The sequence below is a fragment of the Streptomyces sp. NPDC048277 genome, from assembly GCF_040652235.1.
In the GTDB taxonomy this organism is placed as follows: domain Bacteria; phylum Actinomycetota; class Actinomycetes; order Streptomycetales; family Streptomycetaceae; genus Streptomyces.
On sequence record NZ_JBEZLQ010000004.1, the window covers coordinates 272,660 to 295,686 of the forward strand.

21 protein-coding genes are annotated in these 23,027 nt (G+C 72.7%); 14 read left to right on the forward strand and 7 right to left on the reverse strand.

Features of this window, described 5'->3' with window-relative positions; all coding sequences use genetic code 11:
• Nucleotides 1-92: 92 nt before the first annotated feature.
• A complete protein-coding gene (locus tag AB0D85_RS11505) occupies nt 93-1,022 on the reverse strand; it encodes a 5'-3' exonuclease (protein ID WP_362317254.1) in 930 nt (309 codons plus the stop codon).
• Between the two features lie 178 nt (nt 1,023-1,200).
• Between AB0D85_RS11505 and AB0D85_RS11510 the strand changes: the two genes are divergently transcribed.
• The 4 genes from AB0D85_RS11510 to AB0D85_RS11525 all read left to right on the forward strand — a co-directional run bounded on the left by AB0D85_RS11510 (nt 1,201) and on the right by AB0D85_RS11525 (nt 6,137).
• Nucleotides 1,201-2,274: a glycine betaine/L-proline ABC transporter ATP-binding protein gene (locus tag AB0D85_RS11510; RefSeq protein ID WP_362317257.1), complete on the forward strand. Its 1,074-nt coding sequence runs from the start codon at nt 1,201-1,203 to the stop codon at nt 2,272-2,274.
• Entirely contained in the window at nt 2,267-4,054 is a 1,788-nt protein-coding gene (locus tag AB0D85_RS11515; protein ID WP_362317260.1) for an ABC transporter permease/substrate binding protein, read from the forward strand. The genes AB0D85_RS11510 and AB0D85_RS11515 overlap by 8 nt, the downstream gene beginning before the upstream one ends.
• A gap of 777 nt (nt 4,055-4,831) precedes the next feature.
• Nucleotides 4,832-5,404: an XRE family transcriptional regulator gene (locus AB0D85_RS11520; protein ID WP_362317263.1), complete on the forward strand. Its 573-nt coding sequence runs from the start codon at nt 4,832-4,834 to the stop codon at nt 5,402-5,404.
• A gap of 19 nt (nt 5,405-5,423) precedes the next feature.
• Nucleotides 5,424-6,137 (forward strand): helical backbone metal receptor, encoded by a 714-nt coding sequence (locus tag AB0D85_RS11525; protein WP_362317266.1) that lies wholly within the window; start codon nt 5,424-5,426, stop codon nt 6,135-6,137.
• Here AB0D85_RS11525 and AB0D85_RS11530 read toward each other — a convergent pair.
• Nucleotides 6,049-7,167 (reverse strand): TDT family transporter, encoded by a 1,119-nt coding sequence (locus AB0D85_RS11530; RefSeq protein ID WP_362317268.1) that lies wholly within the window; start codon nt 7,165-7,167, stop codon nt 6,049-6,051. The two genes, AB0D85_RS11525 and AB0D85_RS11530, sit on opposite strands and share 89 nt — an antisense overlap.
• Nucleotides 7,168-7,238: 71 nt before the next feature.
• Between AB0D85_RS11530 and AB0D85_RS11535 the strand changes: the two genes are divergently transcribed.
• Nucleotides 7,239-8,159, forward strand: a complete 921-nt coding sequence (locus AB0D85_RS11535) for a LysR family transcriptional regulator (RefSeq protein WP_362317271.1) — start codon at nt 7,239-7,241, stop codon at nt 8,157-8,159.
• A gap of 24 nt (nt 8,160-8,183) precedes the next feature.
• On the opposite strand, the gene AB0D85_RS11540 is transcribed toward AB0D85_RS11535, so the two are convergent.
• Nucleotides 8,184-8,870: a gamma-glutamyl-gamma-aminobutyrate hydrolase family protein gene (locus AB0D85_RS11540; RefSeq protein WP_362317274.1), complete on the reverse strand. Its 687-nt coding sequence runs from the start codon at nt 8,868-8,870 to the stop codon at nt 8,184-8,186.
• Between the two features lie 59 nt (nt 8,871-8,929).
• Nucleotides 8,930-9,664, reverse strand: a complete 735-nt coding sequence (locus AB0D85_RS11545) for an FCD domain-containing protein (protein ID WP_362317277.1) — start codon at nt 9,662-9,664, stop codon at nt 8,930-8,932.
• Nucleotides 9,665-9,771: 107 nt separating this feature from the next.
• Here AB0D85_RS11545 and AB0D85_RS11550 point away from each other — a divergent pair, with 107 nt between their 5' ends.
• Genes AB0D85_RS11550 through AB0D85_RS11565 form a run of 4 tightly spaced genes read left to right on the forward strand, consistent with a single transcriptional unit; the run spans nt 9,772 to nt 14,152 of the window.
• Nucleotides 9,772-11,139: a glutamine synthetase family protein gene (locus AB0D85_RS11550; protein WP_362317280.1), complete on the forward strand. Its 1,368-nt coding sequence runs from the start codon at nt 9,772-9,774 to the stop codon at nt 11,137-11,139.
• An 8-nt stretch (nt 11,140-11,147) separates the two neighbouring features.
• The gene (locus tag AB0D85_RS11555) at nt 11,148-12,527 is read left to right on the forward strand and encodes an aldehyde dehydrogenase family protein (protein WP_362317283.1); all 1,380 of its coding nucleotides are present in this window, start codon (nt 11,148-11,150) and stop codon (nt 12,525-12,527) included.
• Nucleotides 12,524-13,306, forward strand: a complete 783-nt coding sequence (locus AB0D85_RS11560) for a 3-oxoacyl-ACP reductase (RefSeq protein WP_362317285.1) — start codon at nt 12,524-12,526, stop codon at nt 13,304-13,306. Before AB0D85_RS11555 ends, AB0D85_RS11560 begins: the two co-directional genes overlap by 4 nt.
• A 39-nt stretch (nt 13,307-13,345) precedes the next feature.
• Nucleotides 13,346-14,152: a DUF2510 domain-containing protein gene (locus AB0D85_RS11565; RefSeq protein ID WP_362317990.1), complete on the forward strand. Its 807-nt coding sequence runs from the start codon at nt 13,346-13,348 to the stop codon at nt 14,150-14,152.
• 8 nt (nt 14,153-14,160) lie between these two features.
• Here AB0D85_RS11565 and AB0D85_RS11570 read toward each other — a convergent pair whose 3' ends face one another.
• The gene (locus AB0D85_RS11570) at nt 14,161-15,363 is read right to left on the reverse strand and encodes an amino acid deaminase/aldolase (protein ID WP_362317288.1); all 1,203 of its coding nucleotides are present in this window, start codon (nt 15,361-15,363) and stop codon (nt 14,161-14,163) included.
• Nucleotides 15,364-16,757: 1,394 nt separating this feature from the next.
• Between AB0D85_RS11570 and AB0D85_RS11575 the strand changes: the two genes are divergently transcribed.
• Complete coding sequence (locus AB0D85_RS11575; RefSeq protein ID WP_362317291.1) at nt 16,758-18,008, forward strand: hypothetical protein; 1,251 nt, start codon at nt 16,758-16,760, stop codon at nt 18,006-18,008.
• Complete coding sequence (mycP, locus tag AB0D85_RS11580; protein ID WP_362317294.1) at nt 18,005-19,171, forward strand: type VII secretion-associated serine protease mycosin; 1,167 nt, start codon at nt 18,005-18,007, stop codon at nt 19,169-19,171. Before AB0D85_RS11575 ends, mycP begins: the two co-directional genes overlap by 4 nt.
• Before the next feature lie 93 nt (nt 19,172-19,264).
• Here the strand turns inward: mycP and AB0D85_RS11585 are convergent, their stop codons facing one another.
• Entirely contained in the window at nt 19,265-20,278 is a 1,014-nt protein-coding gene (locus tag AB0D85_RS11585; RefSeq protein WP_362317297.1) for a serine hydrolase, read from the reverse strand.
• 150 nt (nt 20,279-20,428) lie between these two features.
• Here AB0D85_RS11585 and AB0D85_RS11590 point away from each other — a divergent pair, with 150 nt between their 5' ends.
• Nucleotides 20,429-21,163, forward strand: a complete 735-nt coding sequence (locus AB0D85_RS11590) for an SseB family protein (protein WP_362317300.1) — start codon at nt 20,429-20,431, stop codon at nt 21,161-21,163.
• Between the two features lie 3 nt (nt 21,164-21,166).
• Here the strand turns inward: AB0D85_RS11590 and AB0D85_RS11595 are convergent, their stop codons facing one another.
• The gene (locus AB0D85_RS11595; RefSeq protein WP_362317303.1) at nt 21,167-21,541 is read right to left on the reverse strand and encodes a DUF1844 domain-containing protein; all 375 of its coding nucleotides are present in this window, start codon (nt 21,539-21,541) and stop codon (nt 21,167-21,169) included.
• A gap of 399 nt (nt 21,542-21,940) precedes the next feature.
• Between AB0D85_RS11595 and infC the strand changes: the two genes are divergently transcribed.
• Together infC and rpmI are read left to right on the forward strand one after the other, a co-directional pair.
• A complete protein-coding gene (gene infC / locus AB0D85_RS11600; RefSeq protein ID WP_362317993.1) occupies nt 21,941-22,600 on the forward strand; it encodes a translation initiation factor IF-3 in 660 nt (219 codons plus the stop codon).
• A gap of 133 nt (nt 22,601-22,733) precedes the next feature.
• A complete protein-coding gene (gene rpmI / locus AB0D85_RS11605) occupies nt 22,734-22,928 on the forward strand; it encodes a 50S ribosomal protein L35 (protein WP_046726698.1) in 195 nt (64 codons plus the stop codon).
• The last annotated feature ends 99 nt before the right edge of the window (nt 22,929-23,027 follow it).

Below are 23,027 nucleotides of genomic sequence, written 5' to 3' on the forward strand. Positions count from 1 at the left end.
TTAGGTTTACCTAAGTTAGCACTCCCTTCCTAGTTAACACCTCTCCCATGAACACTTGATGAGCGTGTTTTGCCGGAACAATGCTTTGGCGGTCACCCGGCGAGTGTCACCAGCAGCCGGTGCAGCGAACCGCCCAGCCCCCAGCGCGCCGACAGCGCGTCCAGCCCGGCCGGATCACGCGGGGCCTTCGGCAGCAGGGTGTCGACCTCCGGCAGTGGTACGTCACCGGCGACCCGGACCACCTCGGGCGCGACCGCGACATACGGCCGGGCCTCGTCCAGCCGCTTGCGCTGCGACGGCGTGAGTCTGGCCTTCGGGTCGTCGACCGCGGCCATGATCCCGGCCAGGTCGCCGAACTCGGCGAGCAGCTTGGCGGCCGTCTTCTCGCCGATACCCGGCACCCCCGGCAGGCCGTCGCTCGGGTCGCCGCGCAGCAGCGCCAGATCCGCGTACCCGGGTCCGTCCACCCCGTACTTCTCGCGCAGCCAGGCCTCGTCGGTCGTCTGCAGGGTGCCGACGCCCTTGAGCGGGTACAGCACCCGCACCCCGCGCCCGTCGTCCACGAGCTGGTAGAGGTCGCGGTCGCCGGTGACGATGTCGACCGGGCCGTCGGCGCGCGCGGTGAAGGTGCCGATCACGTCGTCCGCCTCGTAACCCGCGACACCGACCCGGGCGATGCCGAGCGCGTCCAGTACCTCCTCGATGACCGGCACCTGCGGGGAGAGGGTGTCCGGCACCTCCTCCTCGTCCGGTCCCCCCTCACGCTCCTCGGCGACCCGGTGCGCCTTGTAGGAGGGGATGAGGTCGACCCGCCACTGCGGCCGCCAGTCGGCGTCCATGCAGGCCACCAGCCGGTCCGGACGGTGGTCCTTGACCAGCCGGTCGATGAAGTCCAGCAGCCCGCGCACGGCGTTCACCGGCGTGCCGTCCGGCGCCTTCACGGAGTCCGGGACGCCGAAGTAGGCGCGGAAGTACAGCGAGGCGGTGTCGAGAAGCATCAGTCGTCCGGTCACGCCACGCATCATGCCGTACGGCACTGACGGCGATCGGGCGCCGCATCCCGGGTCGCGGCCGGTGGAGACGTCGTGACCTGGCCCACGTGCACGTTTGACCTGCGTGGACCCGGGCAGGCGCGGCCCTGTCCCGCACCCCGGGGTGCTGTGGTCCCCGAGGCCCGGCGCCTCCGAGAGAGAGGTTCGTGTGTCACCCAGGCTTGAGGCCGAGCACCTGTACAAGGTCTTCGGCAGACGACCGGACGACGCGGTGCAGCGGCTCCGCCAGGGCGCCGACCGGGAGGAACTGCGCGCCGACGGCACCACCGCCGCCGTGATCGACGCCTCCTTCCGGGTCGACCCCGGCGAGATATTCGTCGTGATGGGCCTGTCCGGCTCCGGAAAGTCCACCCTCCTGCGCACGCTCAACGGCCTGCTGGAACCGACCGCGGGACATGTCCGCTTCGACGGCCAGGACCTCACCGCGCTCACCGACCGCGAACTGCGCGAGCTGCGCTCCAGGAAGATCAGCATGGTCTTCCAGCACTTCGCGCTCTTCCCGCATCGCAGCGTCCGCGACAACGCCGCCTACGGCCTGGCCGTGCAGGGCGTGCCCCGCGCCGAGCGCGTCCGCCGCGCCGACGAGGCGCTCGCCCTGTGCGGACTGGCCGGCTGGGAGGACTCCTGGCCCGACGAGCTCTCCGGCGGCATGCAGCAGAGGGTCGGCCTGGCCCGCGCCCTGGCCACCGACGCCGACCTGCTCCTCATGGACGAGTCGTTCAGCGCGCTCGACCCGCTGATCCGCCGGGACATGCAGGACCAGCTCCTGGAACTCCAGAAGACCCTGAAGAAGACGATCGTCTTCATCACCCACGACCTCAACGAGGCCATGCGCCTGGGCGACCGCGTCGCCGTGATGCGCGACGGCCGTATCGTCCAGACCGGCACCGCCGAGGACATCCTGCTGCGCCCCGCCGACGACTACGTGGCCTCCTTCACCCAGGACGTCGACCGCTCCCGCGTGCTCACGGCCGCCGCCGTCATGGACACCGACGTGAGCGGCGACGAGGCGAACTGCGGCTGCGCGGCCGCGACCCCCGACATGCCGTTCACCGAACTGTGCGCGCTCAGCGCCCGGTTGCCCCACCCCGTCGCCGTCCTCGACGAGAGCGACGCGGTCGTGGGGGTCGTACCGCGAGAGCGGCTGATCGGTTTTCTGGCGGAGGAAGCGGGCGAACCCGTGGTCTGCGACGGCGGAAAGAAGGTGACCGCCCGTGCCTAGGCTGCCTCTCGGCGACTGGGTCGACTCCGGCGTCAACTGGCTGGTCGCGCACATGTCCTGGCTCTTCGACGCGATCCGCACGGTCGTCGAGGGCATGTACGACGGCATCGACGGCGTCCTCACCGCCCCCGCGCCCCTGCTGCTGGCGGGCATCCTCGCGGTGCTCGCCTGGTGGCTGCGCGGTGCCGGCGCCGGCGTCCTCGCCTTCGCCGGGTTCGCGCTGGTCGACTCCCTCGACCTGTGGGACCGCGCCATGTCCACCCTGGCGCTCGTCCTGGTCGCCACGGTGATCGCGCTGGCCGTCTCGGTCCCGCTGGGCATCTGGGCGGCCCGTTCCAAGGCGGTCAGCGCGGCCGTCCGCCCGGTCCTGGACCTGCTCCAGACCATGCCCTCGATGGTCCTGCTGATCCCCGCGATCCTCTTCTTCGGCCTGGGCACCGCCGCCGGTGTGATCGCCACCCTGATCTTCGCGCTCGCCCCCGGCGTCCGCATGACCGAGCTGGGCATCCGCCAGGTCGACGCCGAACTGGTCGAGGCCGCAGAGGCGTTCGGCACCACACCCCGCGACACCCTGCTCCGCGTCCAGCTGCCGCTCGCCCTGCCGACCATCATGGCGGGCGTCAACCAGGTCATCATGCTGGGCCTGTCGATGGTCGTCATCGCCGGCATGGTCGGCACCGGCGGCCTCGGCGGCGCCGTCAACGAGGCCATCGGACAGCTCGACATCGGCTTCGGCTTCGAGGCGGGCGTCGGCATCGTCGTCCTCGCGATCTACCTCGACCGGATGACCAGCGCGCTCGGCACCCAGCTCTCCCCGCTCGGCCGGCGCGCCGCCGCCAAGGTCCGCCCCACCCCCTGGACCTACCGCCCCCGCCCGGCCGTCGCCGTCATCGGCGTGGTCGTGCTCGCCCTGGTCGCGAGCGGCATGGGGATCTTCGGCTCCTCCTCCGGCACCGGGACGGCCTCCGCCACGAACGTCGGCAAGGGCAGGGAGATCAAGATTGGCTACATCCCCTGGGACGAGGGCGTCGCCTCCACCTTCCTCTGGAAGGAGATCCTGGAGGAACGCGGCTACCGGGTCACCACCACCCAGTACGCGGCCGGCCCCCTCTACACCGGCCTCGCCACCGGCCAGCTCGACTTCGAGACCGACTCCTGGCTGCCCACCACCCACGCCGAGTACTGGAAGAAGTACGGCAAGCAGCTCGACGACCTCGGCAAGTGGTACGGCCCCACCTCCCTGGAGCTGACCGTCCCCTCGTACGTGAAGGACGTGAACTCCCTGGCCGACCTGAAGAACCACGCCTCCGAGTTCGGCGGGAAGATCGTCGGCATCGAACCCAGCGCCGGAATGATGGGCCTGCTCAAGTCCAAGGTGCTCAAGGAGTACGGCCTCGACGGCACCTACCAGGTCGTCGACGGCTCCACGCCCGCGATGCTCGCCGAGCTCAAGCGGGCCTACGCCAGGAAGCAGCCGATCCTCGTCACCCTGTGGTCGCCGCACTGGGCCTACAGCGACTACGGCCTCAAGAAGCTCACCGACCCCAAGGGCGCCTGGGGCAGCGGCGACGGTGTGCACACCCTCTCCCGCAAGGGCTTCGCCGCCGACAACCCCGAGGTCGGCACGTGGCTCAAGGACTTCACCATGACGGAGCAGCAGCTCACCGGCCTGGAGGCGGCCATCCAGGAGGCGGGCCAGGGCAAGGAGCAGGACGCGGTGCGCTCCTGGCTGAAGCGGAACCCCGGCCTTGTCGACAAGTGGGCGCCGATCCGGACGTGACCGGGTGGGTGCCGTGGCGGATCGGGTCCTCGCCTACGAAAAGGATCCGGCCAACCACAGAGCGCTACGGCATGACCCAAGCCTCGCCGCGCTACCGGCCGGAACGGCCGACCGCGCGTTCGACGCACCCCGCATCCTGCCCGCCTGTGCCGAGGGCACCCCGGACCTCGCCGCCGTCCACGGCGACACCGTGGGACCGACCGGCCGCCACCCCGGGCCGACCGCGCCACCGGCCGCCAACTCCGCTCCGCCCCGCGGGACTTCACGGTCCGGGACGCCCGCCCGGATCAGCGCCTTGACCAGCCGCTCCTGGCCCGGGGCGGCGCGCGGAACATCGGCGTCCGCGCATGCGTCCAACTGGTGGGGAGGCCCCTCGTCCTGATCGAGGGTCGGCGCCTTCGCGGCGGCTCCGGGAGCCGGTCGGCCCGTGCCCACGGCCCCGCCTCCGGCCGGGCCGGCCGGCCGAGTCCGCGCACTCCGGCGGCAGCCGCGCCTTCGCCGGTCCGTCGGCCACGCCGCTCACCGACCCCGGCGGCCGTCCGGCCCTCCTGGTCAGCGGCTTCATCCCGAAGGAGGAGCCCGCGCCCGGCGAATCCGGCGGGCCCGTGTACTGGCGCGAACTGTGAGGGTCGCGCTCACCGGACGTGACAGGGATGTGACGGCCGCCTGAAACGGTTTGCCGAACATGCGTAGGGTGCAGAGAACCCATCAGGAGGGGCCCGGCCGAAGCGGGGCACCCGATGGACGGAACGACGAGCGAAGGAGGGAGCCGGAGCGATGGGCGACCACAAAGACCAGCAGCCCGTGCGGGTGGGCGCGGCAGTCCGGCGGCGTCGCCGCGCGCTGGAGCTCACCCTCGCCGTCGTGGCCGAGCGCAGCGGCCTGTCCGTGCCCTTCCTGAGCCAGATCGAGAACGACAGGGCCCGCCCCAGCCGCACCTCCCTGGAGAAACTCGCCGACGCCCTGCGCACCACGGCCGTCGAACTCCTCGCCGCCGCCGACCCGGCGTGCAGCGTGGACGTCGTACGCGCCGACGAGGCCACCGAGCCGGACTTCGCACCCAAGGTGCGCTCCCTGGTGCGCGGTCACCATCAGCTGCACGCCTCGGAGTTCACCGGCGACCACGACGCCGGCCGCGAATTCCAGCACCGCAACGACGAGTTGATGTACGTCGCCGACGGCGCCGTGGAGATCGAGGCCGAGGGCCGCGCCTACCGCCTCGGCCGCGGCGACACCCTCTACCTCACCGGTGGGGTCCGCCACCGCTGGCGCGCGACGGTCCCGGACACGAGGGTGATCGTGGTGGCGGTGGCGGAACACATCGAGGCGGTCCACGATCGCCAGCGCTGAAGCGCCCCGTGCACGACGCGTGGTCTCCCTCGTCCCCTCCCTCACCGAGGCCGTCGCGGAAACGCTCCCGGGAACCCTCGTCGGCGCCACCGACTGGTGCAGCCATCCGGCCGACCTCGATGTCACCCGTGTCGGCGGTACCAAGAACCCCGCCGTCGACCGGATCCTCGCCCTCGCCCCCGACCTCGTGATCGCCAACGAGGAGGAGAACCGCGCCCCCGACCTGGACGCCCTGCGCGCGGGCGGGGTGGAGGTGCTGGTCACGGTGGTGCGTGACGTGCCACAGGCGTTCCGGGAGCTGGCCCGGGTCCTGACCGCCTGCGGGGCGCGCAGCCGCCCCCGCTGGCTGGACGAGGCGGAGGAGACCTGGTCGGCCCCGGCGCCCGCGCGGCCTCGTACGACCGTCGTGGTACCCATCTGGCGGCGGCCGTGGATGGTCCTGGGCGGGGACACCTTCGCGGGTGACGTCCTGGACCGGCTCGGTTTCGAGAACCTGTACGGCACGCACCCCGAGCGCTACCCCCGTGTCCCGCTCCAGGACCTGGTCGACGCGTCCCCGGGCCTGGTCGTCCTCCCGGACGAGCCCTACCGCTTCACCGCGGCCGACGGCCCGGAGGCCTTCCCGGGGCTGTCCTGCGCACTGGTCAGCGGACGGCATCTGACGTGGTACGGGCCGTCACTGGCCGAGGCGCCACGGGTGCTGGCCGAGGCCCTGCGAGCAGTGCGCCGCTGAGCAGCCCGCGTACGGTGCCGGAGGCTGCCGCGAGCCAGCCGACGACGAGCAGGCCGTAGAGGCCGGCCGCCAGCCAGTCGTACACGGCGAGCCCGGTGTGCCGCCCCAGCGCCGCCGCGCCGGTGACGCACGTCCCCACCGGGAAGGTGAACGCCCACCACGTCATGGCGAACCGCATGCCCTGCCGCCGGGCCCGCACCAGGTGCGAGACCGCCAGCGCCAGCCACAGCAGCGCGAACCCCATGACCGGAACGCCGTACAGCACGGCGAGCACACCGAAACCGCCGTCGTACGGCGCCGGTACGACCCCGGGCGCGATGTCGGCGAAGGCGCCCACGGCCGTCGTGGACTGTCCGAGCGGACCCAGTACCAGGAAGAGCGTCGGGGTGAGCGCGAGGGGCAGCGGGCCGCCGGTGATCAGCCGGGCGAAGACGAGGGGCAGCATCAGCAGCGTGGCCAGCAGGCTCAGCCCGAACATCGCGAAGCAGGCGAGGAGCAGGGTCTCGCGCGGCTGCCCCGCCGGCAGATGCGGTACGAGCTGCGGCCCGAGGGCGGCCGACACCATGGGTGCGACCAGCGGCAGCAGCCACACGGGGGTGGCCTGCCCGGGTTCGATCCGGTGCCGTACGGCCATGAGGTACGGCACGGCGACGGCCGCCGCGAGTCCCACGGCCGTACCGGCGACGAACAGCACGGAGTCGAGGGCCACGGCCGCCGGTTCGCCGATCCAGTCCCGGCCCAGGGACAGCGCCCCGCCGCCGACGGCCAGCAGGGCCATGGAGAGGCAGCCGTAGAAGGGCGCCATGGCGGGGTCGAGGAGGTGGGCGCGGGCCTGGTCGGGATGGCGGGCCCAGTGCAGGGCGCGGGCGGCGAGGAGGACCGCGAGTTGCAGCAGCGACAGCGCCCAGACGCCGACGAGGACCTGCCGTGTCCCGCCGATGCCGAGTGCGGCGCCGGCGCCGGCGAGGGCGGCGGTGCCCATGACGGAGGCGTACCAGTTGGGGCCGAGATACCGGACTGCGGTGACCATGGATCCAACGGTGCCGCCGGTCCGGGCCCGCGACCAGGGACTCCGTCCCTATGACGGCATAAGCTGTGTTTATGAGCGAGGCGGAGGGACGGGCGGCGGGCGGCACGCTGGCGCACCGCGTGCCGGATCTGGGTGCGTTGGAGCTGCTGCTGGCGGTGGCGCGGCTGGGCAGCCTCGGGGCGGCGGCCCGGGAGGTGGGCATCACCCAGCCCGCGGCCAGCAGCCGGATCCGCTCGATGGAACGGCAGTTGGGCGTGGCCCTCGTCGACCGCTCACCGCGTGGCTCCCGGCTCACGGACGCGGGTGCGCTGGTGACCGACTGGGCGCGGCGGGTGGTGGAGGCGGCGGAGGCGTTCGACGCGGGGGCGCAGGCGCTGCGGGACCGCCGGGACTCGCGGCTGCGGGTCGCGGCGAGCATGACCATCGCCGAGTATCTGCTCCCCGGCTGGCTGCTCGCGCTGCGCGCGCAGCGCCCCGACACGGCCGTGTCCCTGCTCGCGGGCAACTCGGCGGCGGTGGCCGAACGGCTGCTCGCGGACGAGGCGGACCTGGGCTTCGTGGAAGGACTGACTGTTCCGCAGGGTCTGGACTCGGCGGTGATAGCCCACGACCGCCTGATCGTCGTGGTGGCCCCCGCCCACCCCTGGGCCCGCCGCCGGCGCCCGCTCGCGGCGGAGGAGCTGGCGGCGACGCCCCTCATCCTCCGCGAACGCGGCTCGGGCACCCGCCAGGTGCTCGACACCGCACTGGGCGGCCTGGCCCGCCCGCTGATCGAGCTGTCCTCGACGACGGCGGTGAAGGCGTCGGCGGTCGGCGGCGCGGGCCCGGCGGTGCTGAGCGAACTGGCGGTGGGAGAGGAACTGGCGATGCGGCGGCTGGTGAGCATCCCGGTCGAGGGCGTTGCGCTGCGGCGGGACCTGCGGGCGGTATGGCCGACGGGCCATCGCCCGACGGGCCCGGCCCGCGAACTGCTCTCCCTGACCCGGGGCTGACGCACCTTCGCGGTCCGCCCCGCCTCAGGACGCGGCTGTGACCAGCGCCCGCATCACCCGCAGGTCCTCGCCCATCTCCGGATGCCACTGCACCCCGAGGACCCAGCCGCGCCCGGCGGGGAGTTCGATCGCCTCGACCGTGCCGTCGGCCGCGTACGCGCACGGCACCAGGCCGTCCCCGAGCCGGTCCACCGCCTGGTGGTGGAAGGTGGGGACGGCGGTCTCCTCGGGGACCGTCTCGGCGTACCGCGTCCCGGGGACGGGCTTCACCTCGTGGCGGCCGAAGACGCCGGGCACGTCCGCGTGGCCGTCGATGTGCTGGACGAGGGTGCCGCCCAGGGCGACGTTCAGGAGCTGCATGCCCCGGCAGATCCCGAGCAGGGGGATGCCCGCCGTCAGCGCCGCGTCGATGAGGGCCAGCTCCCAGGCGTCCCGGGCGCGTGCGGGGCGTCCCGTGCGGGGGTCGGGCTCGGCGCCGTAGCGGACCGGCTCGACGTCCGGGCCGCCCGCGATCACCAGGCCGTCCAGGCGGGCCACCGTCGCCGCGGCCTGCTCGGGGTCGTCCGGCGGCAGCATCGCGGCCAGGCCGCCCGCCCGCTGGACCAGGCGCGGATAGCCGGCCGGCAGCAGCGCCGCCTCCAGCTCCCAGGCGCCCCAGCGGGTGCCGGCCTCCAGATACGTGCTCACGCCGATCAGCGGCCGTCCGGTCATGGGCCCCTCCCGAGTCACAAAGGTGTACGTGCATACCTTTATGACACGCCCGTGGGCCGTTACGCCAGAAAGCCCCGCAGCAGCGCCGCCGTCCCCGCGCAGTGCTCCCGCATCATCTCCCGCGCGCCGTCCGCGTCCCCGTCCAGCACCGCCTCCACCAGGGCGATGTGCTGACGCTGGGAGTGCTCCAGATTGCGGACCAGGAGCGGGATGCAGTCGAGGAGGTCGTTGACCGTCGCCCGCACCGCCGCGTACTGGGCGGTGAGGGAGGGCGAGCCGCACAGCTCGGCGATCGTCAGATGGAGCAGGGTGTCCAGGCGGCGGTAGTCCGCGAGCGGTGCCTCGTGCGTGCGGGCCAGCGCCTCGCGGAGGCGGTCCGCCTGCTCCTCGGTCAGCCCGTGCGACGCGCACAGGCCCGCCGCGCCCACCTCAAGCACCTCGCGGAACCGGAGTACGTCTTCGATGTCGACCTCGGCGATCCGGCGCCGCAGTTCGTCCTCGCCGCCCGCGTCCGCGCGCGGCAGCACGAACGTACCGCCGTACCGGCCGCGCCGGGACTCCACCAGGCCCTGGTCCTGGAGCACCTTCAGCACCTCGCGCAGCGTCACCCGGCTGATCCCCAGCCGCTCCGCCAGCTCCCGCTCGGCGGGCAGCCGTTCGCCGCCCGGAACCAGGCCGAGGCGGACGACCTGGAGGATCTGCTCCAGCGCCTCCTCGAAGCCGTTGCCCGCCCGTACCGGCCGCAGCACCGGAGTCAACGGGTCGTCGAGGGCGCCGTCCGCGTCCAGCGACATATGGCCCCACCCCCTTCCCAAGCAATGGTTCTCACCAATACCTTAGAGCTCCCGCCCCGGCCGCAGAAGCACAGCACCATCGCGAAAGAAGCCGAAGGAGCTCCCCCGTGGCAGACCGCACACCCCCGCTGAGCGTCGAGGAACTGCACACCCTCGTCGCGAGCGGTGAGATCGACACTGTCGTCCTGGCGTTCCCGGACATGCAAGGGCGCCTGCAGGGCAAGCGGTTCGCCGCCCGGTTCTTCCTCGACGAGGTCCTGCACCACGGCACCGAGGGCTGCAACTACCTGCTCGCCGTCGACACCGAGATGAACACGGTCGACGGCTACGCCATGTCCTCCTGGGACCGCGGCTACGGCGACTTCGCGATGCACCCCGACCTCTCCACCCTCCGCCGCGTGCCCTGGAACGCGGGCACCGCGATGCTCGTCGCCGACCTCGCCTGGAACGACGGTTCCCCGGTCGTCGCCGCGCCCCGCCAGATCCTCCGTCGCCAGCTGGAGCGCCTCGCCGGACTCGGCTACACCGCACAGGTCGGTACGGAGCTGGAGTTCATCGTGTTCAAGGACACCTACGAGGCGGCCTGGGACGCGAACTACCGGGGACTGACCCCGGCCAACCAGTACAACATCGACTATTCGGTACTGGGGACCGGGCGCATCGAGCCCCTGCTGCGGCGGATCCGCAACGAGATGGCGGGGGCCGGGCTGACCGTCGAGTCCGCCAAGGGGGAGTGCAACCCCGGCCAGCACGAGATCGCCTTCCGCTACGACGACGCCCTGGTCACCTGCGACCAGCACGCCATCTACAAGACCGGCGCCAAGGAGATCGCCGCCCAGGAGGGCGTCTCCCTCACCTTCATGGCCAAGTACAACGAGCGGGAGGGCAACTCCTGCCACATCCACCTCTCGTTGGCGGACGCGGACGGCCACAACGCCTTCGCCTCCCGAGACTCCCAGGACGGAATGGCCGACGTCATGCGGCACTTCCTCGCCGGACAGCTCGCCGCGCTCCGCGACTTCTCGCTGCTGTACGCGCCCAACATCAACAGCTACAAGCGGTTCCAGCCGGGCTCCTTCGCCCCGACCGCCGTCGCCTGGGGCCACGACAACCGCACCTGCGCCCTGCGAGTCGTCGGCCACGGCCGTTCCCTGCGCTTCGAGAACCGGCTGCCCGGCGGCGACGTCAACCCGCACCTCGCCGTCGCCGGCCTGGTCGCCGCCGGGCTGTACGGCATCGAGCAGAAGCTGGAACTCCCCGAGGCCTGCCCCGGCAACGCCTACGCCGCCGACTTCGCCCACGTCCCGACCACGCTCCGCGAGGCCGCCGAGCTCTGGGAGAACAGCCCCGTCGCCAAGGCGGCCTTCGGCGACGAGGTCGTCGCGCACTACCGCAACATGGCCCGCGTCGAACTGGAGGCCTTCGACGCCGCGGTGACCGACTGGGAGCTGCGCCGCTCCTTCGAACGCATGTGAGGCATCACTTGTCGCAACAGTACGAACTCGACGTCCTCAACCCGGCCACGGAGGAGGTGATCGCGACCGTCGAGGGGGCTGTCGAGGAGGACATCGACACCGCCGTACGACGGGCCGCGCGGGCCCAGGAGCGGTGGGCCGCCCTCGCACCCGCCGACCGGGCCCGGCTGCTGCGCCGCTTCGCGGTCGTCGTCGACGAACACCGCGAGGAACTCGCCCAGACGGAGGTCCGGGAGGCCGGGCACACGGTCGGCAACGCCCGCTGGGAGGCCGGCAACGTCCGCGATCTGCTCGACTACGCGGCCGGGGGAGTGGAGCGGCTGACGGGACGCCAGATCCCGGTTCCCGGCGGCCTCGACGTCACCCTCCTCGAACCGCTCGGCGTCGTCGGCGTCATCGCCCCCTGGAACTTCCCGATGCCCATCGCGGCCTGGGGCGCCGCGCCCGCGTTGGCCGCGGGCAACGCGGTGATTCTCAAGCCCGCCGAGACCACCCCCCTCACCGCCCTCCGCCTCGCCGAACTCGCCCTGGAGGCAGGTCTCCCCGAGCACCTCTTCCAGGTGCTGCCCGGCCGCGGGGACATCGCGGGCGAGGCGCTCGTGCGGCACCCGGGCGTCGCCAAGATCGTGTTCACCGGCTCCACCCGCGTCGGCAAGCGCATCATGGCGCTCTGCGCCGACCAGGTGAAGCGCGTGACCCTCGAACTCGGCGGCAAGAGCCCCAACCTCGTCTTCGCCGACGCCGACCTCGAGGCCGCCGCGGCCGCCGCCCCCATGTCCTTCCTGGACAACTCCGGGCAGGACTGCTGCGCCCGCACCCGCATCCTCGTCCAACGCCCGGTCCACGACCGCTTCCTGGAACTCCTCGCCCCGGCCATCGAGTCCGTCACCGTCGGCGACCCCGCCGACGAGACCACCGACATGGGCCCGCTGATCTCCAGGGCCCAGCTGGAACGGGTCCGTTCGTACGTCGACGCCGACGCGCCCGGCATCCGGGGCAAGGCGCCCGACGGCCCCGGCTTCTGGTTCCCGCCGACCGTCCTCACCGGCGTCGACCCGCACGCGCGCGTGGCCGTCGAGGAGGTCTTCGGGCCGGTCGCCGCGGTCATCCCCTTCGACGACGAGGCGGACGCGATCCGGCTCGCCAACGGCACCGACTACGGCCTGTCCGGCTCGATCTGGACGCGTGACGTGGGCCGCGCCCTGCGCGTCTCCCAGGCCGTCAAGGCAGGCAACCTGTCCGTCAACTCCCACTCCAGCGTCCGCTACTGGACCCCCTTCGGCGGCTTCAAGCAGTCGGGGATCGGCCGTGAACTCGGCCCGGACGCGCTCACCGCCTTCACCGAAACCAAGAACGTCTTCATCAGCACGGAGGGCTCCGCACAGTGACCGACACCCCAGTTTGCCGACGCCTGGTCGGCCGTACGGCCGTCATCACCGGAGCCGGCAGCGGCATCGGCCTCGCCACCGCGCGCCGGCTGGCGTCGGAGGGCGCCCACGTCGTCTGCGGCGACGTCGACGAGGCCCGCGGCAAGGCCGCCGCCGAGCAGGTCGGCGGAATCTTCGTGAAGGTCGACGTCACCGACGCCGAGCAGGTCGAGGCCCTGTTCAAGACGGCCTTCGACACCTACGGCAGCGTCGACATCGCCTTCAACAACGCCGGTATCTCCCCGCCCGACGACGACTCCATCCTGGAGACCGGCCTGGAGGCCTGGAAGCGCGTCCAGGAGGTCAACCTCACCTCCGTCTACCTGTGCTGCAAGGCCGCCATCCCCTACATGCGGCGGCAGGGCAAGGGGTCCATCATCAACACGGCGTCCTTCGTGGCCCGGATGGGCGCGGCCACCAGCCAGATCTCCTACACCGCCTCCAAGGGCGGCGTGCTGGCCATGTCCCGTGAGCTGGGCGTGCAGTTCGCCCGCGAGGGCATCCGCGTCAACGCCCTGTGCCCGGGACCGGTCAACACCCCGCTGCTCCAGGAGCTGTTCGCGAAGGACCCGGAGCGGGCGGCCCGCCGCCTCGTGCACATCCCGGTCGGACGCTTCGCCGAGGCGGAGGAGATCGCCGCCGCCGTCGCCTTCCTGGCCAGCGACGACTCCTCCTTCGTCAACGCCAGCGACTTCCTCGTGGATGGCGGGATCTCTGGGGCGTACGTCACACCCCTGTAGGAGCCGCCCCAACTCCCGTCCTACAGTGCGGGAGTGAGCATGACGCCGCCCGGCTGGTACTCCGACCCGCAGGCCCCGCACCTGGAGCGCTGGTGGGACGGTGGCGCCTGGACCGTGCACCGGCGCACCCCGTCCGGCCTCCCCGCGCCGCCGACCCCGGCGGCCGGGGCGTCCGGACGCCGGGCCAAGGCCGTCGCGCTGATATCCGCCGGTGCCGTGCTGGCGACGGCGATCGTCACCGGAGCGACCGTGGTCCGCACGGACGAGGTGCGCGGCGGCGGCGACACGACGATCAACACCGCGCCCAGCGGCCCGCCCGCCCCGTCCCTCGTCGTCGACCAGCTCAACGGCATCACCCTGCCGGTGCCGCCCGGCTGGACCAGCCCCTCGTCCGTCGCCCAGGACGACGTCGTGATGACGACCGACGGCACCTACGACTGCCCCGCCCACACCGGCCGATGCCGCCACGGCCAGGTCATCAGCCGTACGGCACCGAGCACCGAGGGCGCCTCGCCGCGCACCGTCGCCGAACGGGACGTACCCGACGCGGCCGAGTCGGCGTACGGCCACGATCCCGGCGGCCGGCGGCCCTACGGCGGCATCCGCTCCCACCAGGTCGTCAAGGCCGGGCGGATCGCGGTCGCGGGCCGCGACGGATACCTGGTGCGCTGGCGGGTGAGGACGGCCGAGGGACCGGGCGGTTACGTCCAGTCCCTCGCCTTTCCGTCCGACTCCGGCATCCCGGCACCGGTCGTCGTCCGGTTCGTCTTCGACGCGGGCCCGGACGGACCGCCGTTGTCCGACATGGACGAGATCACGAAGGGCATCCGTCCCACGGGACGGTAGGTCTCGGGTCAGAGGAAGGTGTGACCTTCCCCCCGGTACGTCGGCACGGTCGCCGTCACCCGGTCGCCCTCGACCAGATGCAGCTCCGCGAACCGCTCGCACAGCTCGCCCGCCTTCGCGTGCCGGAACCACACCTTGTCGCCGATCAGCAGGTCGTCCGCCGCGGAGCCGAGCAGCGGGGTCTGCACCTCGCCGGGGCCCTCCTGGGGGTCGTACGACAGCCCCTCCGGCAGGTACGGCACCGGGAGCCGGTCGGGGCCCGGGGCGCCCGAGGCCGGGTAGCCGCCGCCGAGGACGGTGACGACCCCGACACCGGGCCGCCGTACGACCGGCATGGCGAAGAGTGCGGCCGGGCGGCCGGTGAAGGACGTGTAGTTGTCGAAGAGGCGCGGCACGTACAGGCCCGACCCCGCCGCTATCTCGGTGACCGCGTCCTCCGCCGCCGTGGTCTGCACACTGCCCGTGCCGCCGCCGTTGACGAACTCCAGGTCCGGCGCCACCGCCCGGACCGCCCGCACCACCGCGGCGCGCCGCTCGGCCAGTTCGCGGCGGGCGGTGGCCTGCATCAGCCGGACCGCGCGGGAGCGCAGCGGGCGGCCCGAGACAGCGTCCCCGACCCCGGCGATATGCCCCTCGTACCCCATGATCCCGACCAGCCTGAAGCCCGGCCGCCGGGCCACGGTCCGGGCGAGGTCGGCGAGCTGGGCGGGGGAGTACAGCGGCGAGCGCCGGGCCCCGACCCGCACCCGGCCCCCGAACATCTTCAGCGAGGTGTCCAACTCCAGGCAGACCCGGACCACTTCGGTCCCGCCGTCACGGGCGGAGTCGATCAGGTCGAGCTGCGCCGGGTCGTCGATCATCACCGTCACGGCGGCGGCCAGCTTGGGATCGGCGGCCAGCTCCGCGAACCGGGCCCGGTCCGCGGACGGATAGGCCAGCAGGATGTCCTCGAATCCCGACCGCGCGAGCCACAGCGACTCCGCGAGCGTGAAGGACATGATCCCGGCGAACCCGTCCTTCGCCAGCACCCGTTCCAGTAGGTGGCGGCAGCGTACGGACTTGCTGGCGACCCGTACCGGCTTGCCGCCGGCCCGGCGCACCAGGTCGTCCGCGTTGGCGTCGAAGGCCTCCAGATCCACGATCGCGAGGGGGGCGTCCAGATGGGCGGTGGCCCGGTCGTAACGGGCCCGGTCGGCGGCGCGCGCAGTCATGAACGAAGCCTGCCAGACAGGATTACCGCAGGGTAGGGGGACGATCCGGGCAGATGCCCCGGGGGCGCGGACTGGTTGCCGTTTGCCGTCGCACAACCCGTAGAGTGACGCGCACGTACGGCGGAACGACCCCGGCCGCCTGACCCGCGCCGGGATGCGGATCCGCGCGTGCGGGTATGCGTGCCCGGGGCGGAGAACTCCGCGCCGGGAGGCACGGCGGCCCGTACGAGGAGTTGGCCCGGGCGCGAGGAAACGGGGGGCGCATGAGTATGGAAGCGCGGCACGCCCCGATCCCGCGACGCCCCGCGTCCGACCCGGCCTCGACGGTGCCGGCACAGCCGGGACAGCAGCCTGCGGGGGAGCCGACGGAGTCCATGGGGGAGCCCGCGCCGACGACCGGTGACCGGGCCGACGGGACCGAACCGGGGAACGGCAGGAACGGTGGGATAGGCCGGGGACCGGTGCCGGGTACGGCCGGCGCGTCCGGCCGCGCCGGCGGGCCCGGTTTCTTCGACCGGGTGAGCCGAGTGAATGGGTCGCCCCGGCCGGACGTATCCACCGGTGGCGCCGACGCCACCGGGCAGGACCAGCTGCCGGGATGGTCCGGCGGTCGGCAGAGTCGTGATGACCGGACGAGTCGGGGCGGTGCGGTGGGGCAGGGCGAACAGGGCGCGGGGGACAGGGCGGTCGGCCGCCCTACACCCGCCGAACGCATCACCCGCCCCCGCTATCCCAACCTCCGCCCGCCCCAGGGCACGACCACCACGTCCGCCCCTCCGCCACCGGCATCGGCCCGCTTCCCGGACACCCCGCCCGCGCCTCCGGGCCGGTACCCCGGCAGCGGCGCACCATCGACATCCCCCGGCCCCGGCCGAGAGCCCGACCGCCCCGCTCCCCCCGCGTCCTCGGGCCGACAGCCCGGCCGCGTCGCGCCACCGGTCTCCCCTGGCGGTGAGTCCGGTCGTGGTGGGTCGGCTGGTTTTGCTGGTCGGGATGCGGGGCGTGGCGCTCCGCCTGCCTCCTCCGGTCGGGAGTCGGGGCGTAGTGCGCCGCCCGCCTCCTCCGGTCGGGAGTCCGGTCGTGTCGCTCCGCCGTTCCGGTTGTCGTACGGTCCGGGGCCGTCGTCCCGGCGTTCGGAGGCCGGGGCGGAGCCGGCCGCATCGCTCCGCCCCCTGCGAGCTTCGGGGGAACCGGAGCCGTCGTCGGACGAGCGGGGCGGAGCCGATGGGTCGGCATCCCCGTCGCGCCCGTCGGCCGTACGCCCGGGCACCGCGTCCACGTCCTCGGCCGACACCACCGGCGCGGCCGGGCCCAAGCGGACCGAGCGGCCCCGCGGCGACTTCTTCGCGCCCCCCATCGGCGCGCCGGCGTCGGGCACCGCGTGGAGCCCGCACATGCGGACCTTCCCGGTGCCGACCGCCCCACCGCGCCCCACGTCACCCCCGAAGGCCGCCCCGCCGCCCCGCACGGCCGAGCCCCCGGCGACCGTAGTTCCACCGCGCCCGGAGCGTCCCCCGGCGGCCGGCGACGCCCCGCGTCCCGCGTCCACCACTCCACCGCGGCCCACGGACCCCCCGGCCGCCGAGGGTGCCGCCCCGTATCGTCCGAGCACCCCGCCCCGACCGGCGGGACCCCCGGACTCCGGCGCGTCGGCCCGCTCGGCGGGCTCCGGCTCGGCCGGTGCTGCCCCGCCGCGCCCGTCGGCCGCTCCCGAGGCGGCAGCCCCGGACCCCTATTACGACACCGCCTCGCCCTTCGGCGGACCCGCACCGGACCCCGCGATGTCCTGGAGCGCCTCCGCGGGAACTCCCGGCCGGGACCGGCCCGTTGTGACCTTCGGCGAGCCGGAGGGGTACGACGAGCGAGGGCGGGGGCGGTCGTTGATCGGTCGCGTGGCGCCGCACACCGCCGTCGCCGCCGCCTGCGTGGTGCTCGGCCTGGGCCTCATCGGCGGTGCGGTGACCGGGAGTTGGCTCATCGACGACGGCACTGACAGCAGCGCGGCGACCAGCTTCAGCTCCGCCTCCGGCCTGTGGCACAACGTGCCCGTCGACGAACTGTTCCCGCCCACCGTGCAGGGCACCGGCGCCGGTCCCGGCGGAGCCGACCGCACCTGGACCCGGATCGCCGTCGCCCCGGCCACCGGCTGCGCCGACGCCTTCGACCCGCTGCTGCGCAAGGTGCTCGCCCCCGTCGGCTGCCGGCGCCTGATCCGTGCCACCTACACCGACGCCACCCAGAGCTATGTGACCACCGTGGGACTGCTGTTCACCAAGGCCGACCCGGCCGGGATGACCGCGCTGGCCAAGCGTTTCGAGACCGAGCACCTGGACCGCCGCACCGACCTGATGCCCCTCCCGTACGCCGCGAAGAACACCGCCGCCGAACGGTTCGGTCCCCACCAGCGCGCGGCCTGGACGATCTCCGTGCTGTCCGACGCCCCGGTCGTCGCCTACGCCGTCTCCGGCTGGGCCGACGGCCGTACCGTCGACACCCCGCAGCCCGCCGCCGACGCCGAGGCGTCCGGCGCCACCACGCCCGCCGCCCAGGCAGGCCTCGGCAACGAGGCCCAGGGCCTGGCCGACCGCATCGAACGGCGACTGCGCCAGAACACCGTCGGCCAGGCAACGGAGACGCCCTCATGAAGCGCCGCGCAACCGGGGCCGCGGTGAGCCTGCTGCTCGCCGGCTCGCTCACCCTCCTGCCGTCCACGACCGCGTACGCCGACAGCATCCGCGCCCAGCAGTGGAGCCTGTCCGCCCTGCACCTGGACCAGGTCTGGCAGACCACCAAGGGCAAGGGCATCACCGTCGCCGTCCTCGACACCGGTGTGGAGGACGACCACCCGGACCTCGTCGGCAACGTCCTGCCCACCAAGGACATGATCGGCTTCGGCGCCGGGCCGGGCAGTCGCAACTGGGCCCGCCACGGCACCGCCATGGCCGGCATCATCGCCGGTCACGGCCACGGGATCGGCAACAGCGACGGCGTGATGGGGGTCGCCCCGGAGGCCAAGATCCTCCCCGTGCGGGTCATCCTGGAGGACGACGACAGCGCCCGTGCCAGGGCCCGCTCCACCCGGGGCAACGCCCTCGCCGAGGGCATCCGCTGGGCCGCCGACCACGGCGCCGACGTCATCAACCTCTCCCTCGGCGACGACTCCGCCTCCGCGCACCCCGAGCCCAGCGAGGACGAGGCCATCCAGTACGCCCTGAAGAAGGACGTCGTGGTCGTCGCCTCGGCCGGCAACGGCGGCAAGAAGGGCGACCACATCTCCTACCCGGCCGCCTACCCGGGCGTCATCGCCGCCACCGCGGTGGACAGGTTCGGCGTCCACGCCGACTTCTCCACCCGCCGCTGGTACGCCACGGTCTGCGCACCCGGCTACGACATCGTCATCGCCGACCCGGACCACAAGTACTACGAAGGCTGGGGCACCAGCGCCGCCTCCGCCTTCGTCTCCGGCGCCGTGGCTCTGATCAAGGCCGCCCATCCCGGCCTCACCCCGGCCCAGATCAAGAAGCTGGTGGAGGACACCGCCGGCAACCCCCCGAGCGGCGGCCGCGACGACTCCCGCGGCTTCGGCATGATCGACCCGGAGGCGGCGATCAGGGGCGCGGCCAAGCTGAGGACACAGAGCCTGACGTCGGCGTCGTACGCCAACAAGTACTTCGGCTCGGGCCCCGACGCGGCGAAGACCACGACGAGCGTCACCGACTGGGCAGCCCCCCTGGCAGGCGGCGCGGGCGGCGTCCTGCTGGTGGCGGCGGTGGTCCTGTGGCGAGGCCGCCGCAGAAGCGCCCCGTAGGGGCGCGGGGCTGTATCGATATGCGGCTCCGCCGCGTGGGCGCGACCAGCCCCCACGCGGCCGCACCCGTCACGAAGCCTGTTGCCCCTACCCCTACTGCGAAGCCGACGCAGACCCGGAAGAAGAGTCAGCGTCCGTGAACGACCCCACCGCCGCCTTCGCAGCCGCCTCCACCAGCGAAATCCCCCTCGCCTGACTCACCGTCCCCTTGGACAGCACGGCAACCAGATAGTCGGTCCCGCCCACCGTCACCCGCCCGATGCTGTTCACGTCCCACAGCCCGGTCGTACTCCGCGCCAGCCACCCGTTCTTCAACGCGAACTCCGAACCGTCGGCGGCGGCCGAAACCCCCCACCGCTGGTCCGACTCGACCGCCTTCATCAGCCCCTGGACATACGCCTGCGAGGCCTCGCTCAGCTTCGAGTCGTCCCCGAACACCTGCTGGAGCAGGATCAGCTGGTCGGCCGCCGTGGTCTGCGTCAGCCCCCACAGCGCCCCGTCGCCGCCCTCCGTCCCCGTCAGCCCGAAGCGCTTGTTCGCCGCGTCCAGCCCCGCCGCCTGGCCGATGATGTCCCACAGCTCCGACGCCGACGTGTTGTCACTGTTCTCGATCATCTTCGTGGCGTACGCCCTCTCCGCCGCCGTCAGATGCCGCCCCGCGTCCTGCGCCTGCAGCAGCAGCGTCGCGAGGATGTCGACCTTGACGATGCTCGCGGTGTCGAAGGCGCTGTCGCCGTAGGCCGCGCTGTCGCCGGAGTCCAGGTCCAGCACCGCCGCCGACACCTTCGCCCCGGACGGCACGGTCACCGTCTTCAGCGCCTTGCCCAGCAGCGCGTCCCGGTCCACGGCCGGCTCCGTCACGGGTTCCACCGATGCCTCCCCGTTCGCCGAGGCCGAGGAGGAGGGCGACGACGACGCAGCCGAGGATACGGCGCCGTTGTTGTCACGCGCGTGTGCCTTCACATACACGGCCCCGGCCGCCGTGGCGCCGACGGCGGCGACCAGTGCGAGGCTCGTATAGAGGAGAGCGCGGCGCCGCGGCCGGTGCGCGCGACGGCGGCCTCGGGGGGCGCGGGGGGCTCCGGAGGTGGCTCTGGGGGACTCCATGCCCGCGATGCTCGGGGTGGGGACTGTGTGCCCCGTTAGCCCGAAGTTAGAACTCGGTCAGGGAAATCTGAGATTCCCGTGAAAGCCGTGTCTGCAGTGTTTCGGGGGCCGCACAACCGCAGCAGCTTCCCACCGATAGGGTCGGGGACCGTGGCGAACAAGAACATTCCCGACTCCGGCTACTCCGACGACGACGGCTCCGCCGCCCCCCGGCTGGCCGCCGCGCTGGCCGACTGGGCCGAGGACCGGACGGCCGTCGCCCCGGTTCTGGAGGCGCTGAAGGGCGCCCGGCTGCTGGTGCCGGTGGTCGCCGTGCTCGGTGAGGTCGAGGAGGACGAGAACGGGCTGCGCCGCGAGAAGACCAGTGACATGGCCGTCCCCACCCTGAAGGCCGGCCACCGCACCGCCCTGCCCGCCTTCACCTCCACCCAGTCGCTGGCCCGCTGGGACCCGGCGGCCCGGCCCGTCGCCGTACCCCTGCACCAGGCGCTGCAGGCCGCCGCGCACGAGAAGGCGGACACCGTGGTGCTGGACCTGTCGGGACCGGTGCCGTTCGAGCTGACCGGGCCGGCGCTGCTGGCCCTCGCCGAGGGGCGTACGACGGTCGATCCGCTCGCCGACCCGGCGGTGCGGGAGGCGGTCCGTACCGCGGTGTCCGCCGAGCCCGCGGTGCTGCGCGCGCACCTCGGCCCCGGGCCGGCCGACGGAACCCTGGCACTGGTCCTCGACCCGGCCGCCGCACCGCCCGCCGACACCGTCCGCGCCGTCGCCGAGCGCCTCGCCGCGGACGAGACACTGAGGGCCCGCCTGGTGCGCGGCCTCGACCTGGCACTGCTGCCGGCCGGGACCACGCCTCCGGGCGAGCCCTTGTACGTGAGGAACTGATCGCTAGCCGTAGACCGGCCCGGTGTACTTCTCGCCGGGGCCCTGGCCCGGCTCGTCGGGGACGATCGAGGCCTCGCGGAAGGCCAGCTGGAGCGACTTCAGGCCGTCGCGCAGCGGGGCCGCGTGGAAGGAGCTGATCTCGGTCGCGGACGCGTCGAGCAGTCCGGCGAGGGCGGTGACCAGCTTGCGGGCCTCGTCCAGGTCCTTGTACTTGTCGCCCTCCTCGGTCAGACCGAGCTTCACGGCCGCGGCGCTCATCAGGTTGACGGCGACCGTCACGATCACCTCGACCGCGGGGACCTCGGCGATGTCGCGGGTCATCTCGTCGAAGTCGGGCTGCTCGGCGTCATCGGGGCCGGGAAAGGGCGTCTCACTCATGCCCCACACGATAGGCGCAGGGCGCGGGGGGCTCTTACTTAGCCCCAGGTCGTCTCAATTAGCCCTGTCTCGGCTTTGCTGCTAGCCTTGTGTGACGACCGGCCGGACAGGTATGCCTCACGGCTAGCTGGACCGGCCCACAAGTGGAGGCTTCGAACTCCCACCCGACCGCCCTACGGGCGGCGGGTCACCGGTCAGACGGTCGCTTCGCCGCTACGGCGACGGCGTTCCGTCCGATAGTGCGCCCCGCGATCCCCGCGGCGGTGTTCCGGTAGTTCGAGGAGCCCCGCCTGTGATCGTCCGGGGCATTTTTTCTGCTTCGGTGCGGTTAGGTCTTACGGAAACAGACGTTACGCGGCTGCCCGCCAGGCCGTCGCGTGGTGCTACCGAGGAGGATCCATCAGCACCGAGCCCCGCATCAACGACCGGATTCGCGTACCCGAGGTGCGACTTGTCGGTCCCAGCGGCGAGCAGGTCGGGATTGTTCCGCTTGCCAAGGCGCTGGAGCTTGCGCAGGAGTACGACCTTGACCTGGTCGAGGTGGCGGCGAGTGCGCGTCCGCCGGTCTGCAAGCTCATGGACTACGGGAAGTTCAAGTACGAGTCGGCCATGAAGGCCCGTGAGGCGCGCAAGAACCAGGCGCACACGGTCATCAAGGAAATGAAGCTCCGGCCGAAGATCGACCCGCACGACTATGACACCAAGAAGGGTCACGTCGTTCGGTTCCTCAAGCAGGGCGACAAGGTCAAGATCACGATCATGTTCCGTGGTCGCGAGCAGTCCCGGCCCGAGCTGGGCTACCGACTGCTGCAGCGGCTCGCGGAGGACGTCCAGGACCTCGGTTTCGTCGAGTCGAACCCGAAGCAGGACGGCCGGAACATGATCATGGTTCTCGGTCCGCACAAGAAGAAGACCGAGGCGATGGCCGAGGCTCGTCAGGCGCAGGAGGCCCGCAAGGCCGAAGCGAAGGCCAATCCCGGTCGCTCGCAGAACCCTGCCGAGTTCGAGGCTGAGGCCGCCGAGGTCGAGGTGCCCGCTGAGGAGCACGCCGAGGCGTGACCCCGGGGGTAACGCCCCAGGTCAGCACCAGGGGCGCGAGCCCCAGGCAGTATCCGACACAAGAGCGACGTTCCACCGTGCCCGGTTTCGCGACCGGGCACCGGAACGCCACCGACGAGGAGATAACGGCGCTATGCCGAAGAACAAGACGCACAGCGGTGCCAGCAAGCGCTTCAAGGTCACCGGCTCCGGCAAGGTGCTGCGTGAGCGCGCCGGCAAGCGCCACCTGCTCGAGCACAAGTCGTCCCGCGTGACGCGTCGCCTCACCGGCAACGCCGAGATGGCCCCGGGTGACACCGCGAAGATCAAGAAGCTTCTCGGGAAGTGACCCACGGCGCCCACCGGCGCCCTGAGTCAGACCAACCGGGACCCAGTCGTTTCCGGGCCGCGTGAGTCCAACCGCGGCCCCGCTACAAGGAGTTAACAA

Excerpts from the sequence above, each read along its gene's own strand:
- AB0D85_RS11595 (WP_362317303.1), bottom strand. The coding sequence starts at position 21,541 with ATGAGTGAGACGCCCTTTCCCGGCCCCGATGACGCCGAGCAGCCCGAC.
- AB0D85_RS11585 (WP_362317297.1), bottom strand. The coding sequence starts at position 20,278 with ATGGAGTCCCCCAGAGCCACCTCCGGAGCCCCCCGCGCCCCCCGAGGC.
- AB0D85_RS11535 (WP_362317271.1), top strand. The coding sequence starts at position 7,239 with ATGAGCGAGGCGGAGGGACGGGCGGCGGGCGGCACGCTGGCGCACCGC.
- AB0D85_RS11570 (WP_362317288.1), bottom strand. The coding sequence starts at position 15,363 with ATGACTGCGCGCGCCGCCGACCGGGCCCGTTACGACCGGGCCACCGCC.
- AB0D85_RS11540 (WP_362317274.1), bottom strand. The coding sequence starts at position 8,870 with ATGACCGGACGGCCGCTGATCGGCGTGAGCACGTATCTGGAGGCCGGC.
- AB0D85_RS11505 (WP_362317254.1), bottom strand. The coding sequence starts at position 1,022 with ATGCGTGGCGTGACCGGACGACTGATGCTTCTCGACACCGCCTCGCTG.
- AB0D85_RS11565 (WP_362317990.1), top strand. The coding sequence starts at position 13,346 with ATGACGCCGCCCGGCTGGTACTCCGACCCGCAGGCCCCGCACCTGGAG.
- mycP (WP_362317294.1), top strand. The coding sequence starts at position 18,005 with ATGAAGCGCCGCGCAACCGGGGCCGCGGTGAGCCTGCTGCTCGCCGGC.
- AB0D85_RS11520 (WP_362317263.1), top strand. The coding sequence starts at position 4,832 with ATGGGCGACCACAAAGACCAGCAGCCCGTGCGGGTGGGCGCGGCAGTC.
- rpmI (WP_046726698.1), top strand. The coding sequence starts at position 22,734 with ATGCCGAAGAACAAGACGCACAGCGGTGCCAGCAAGCGCTTCAAGGTC.
- AB0D85_RS11530 (WP_362317268.1), bottom strand. The coding sequence starts at position 7,167 with ATGGTCACCGCAGTCCGGTATCTCGGCCCCAACTGGTACGCCTCCGTC.
- AB0D85_RS11575 (WP_362317291.1), top strand. The coding sequence starts at position 16,758 with ATGCGGACCTTCCCGGTGCCGACCGCCCCACCGCGCCCCACGTCACCC.
- AB0D85_RS11545 (WP_362317277.1), bottom strand. The coding sequence starts at position 9,664 with ATGTCGCTGGACGCGGACGGCGCCCTCGACGACCCGTTGACTCCGGTG.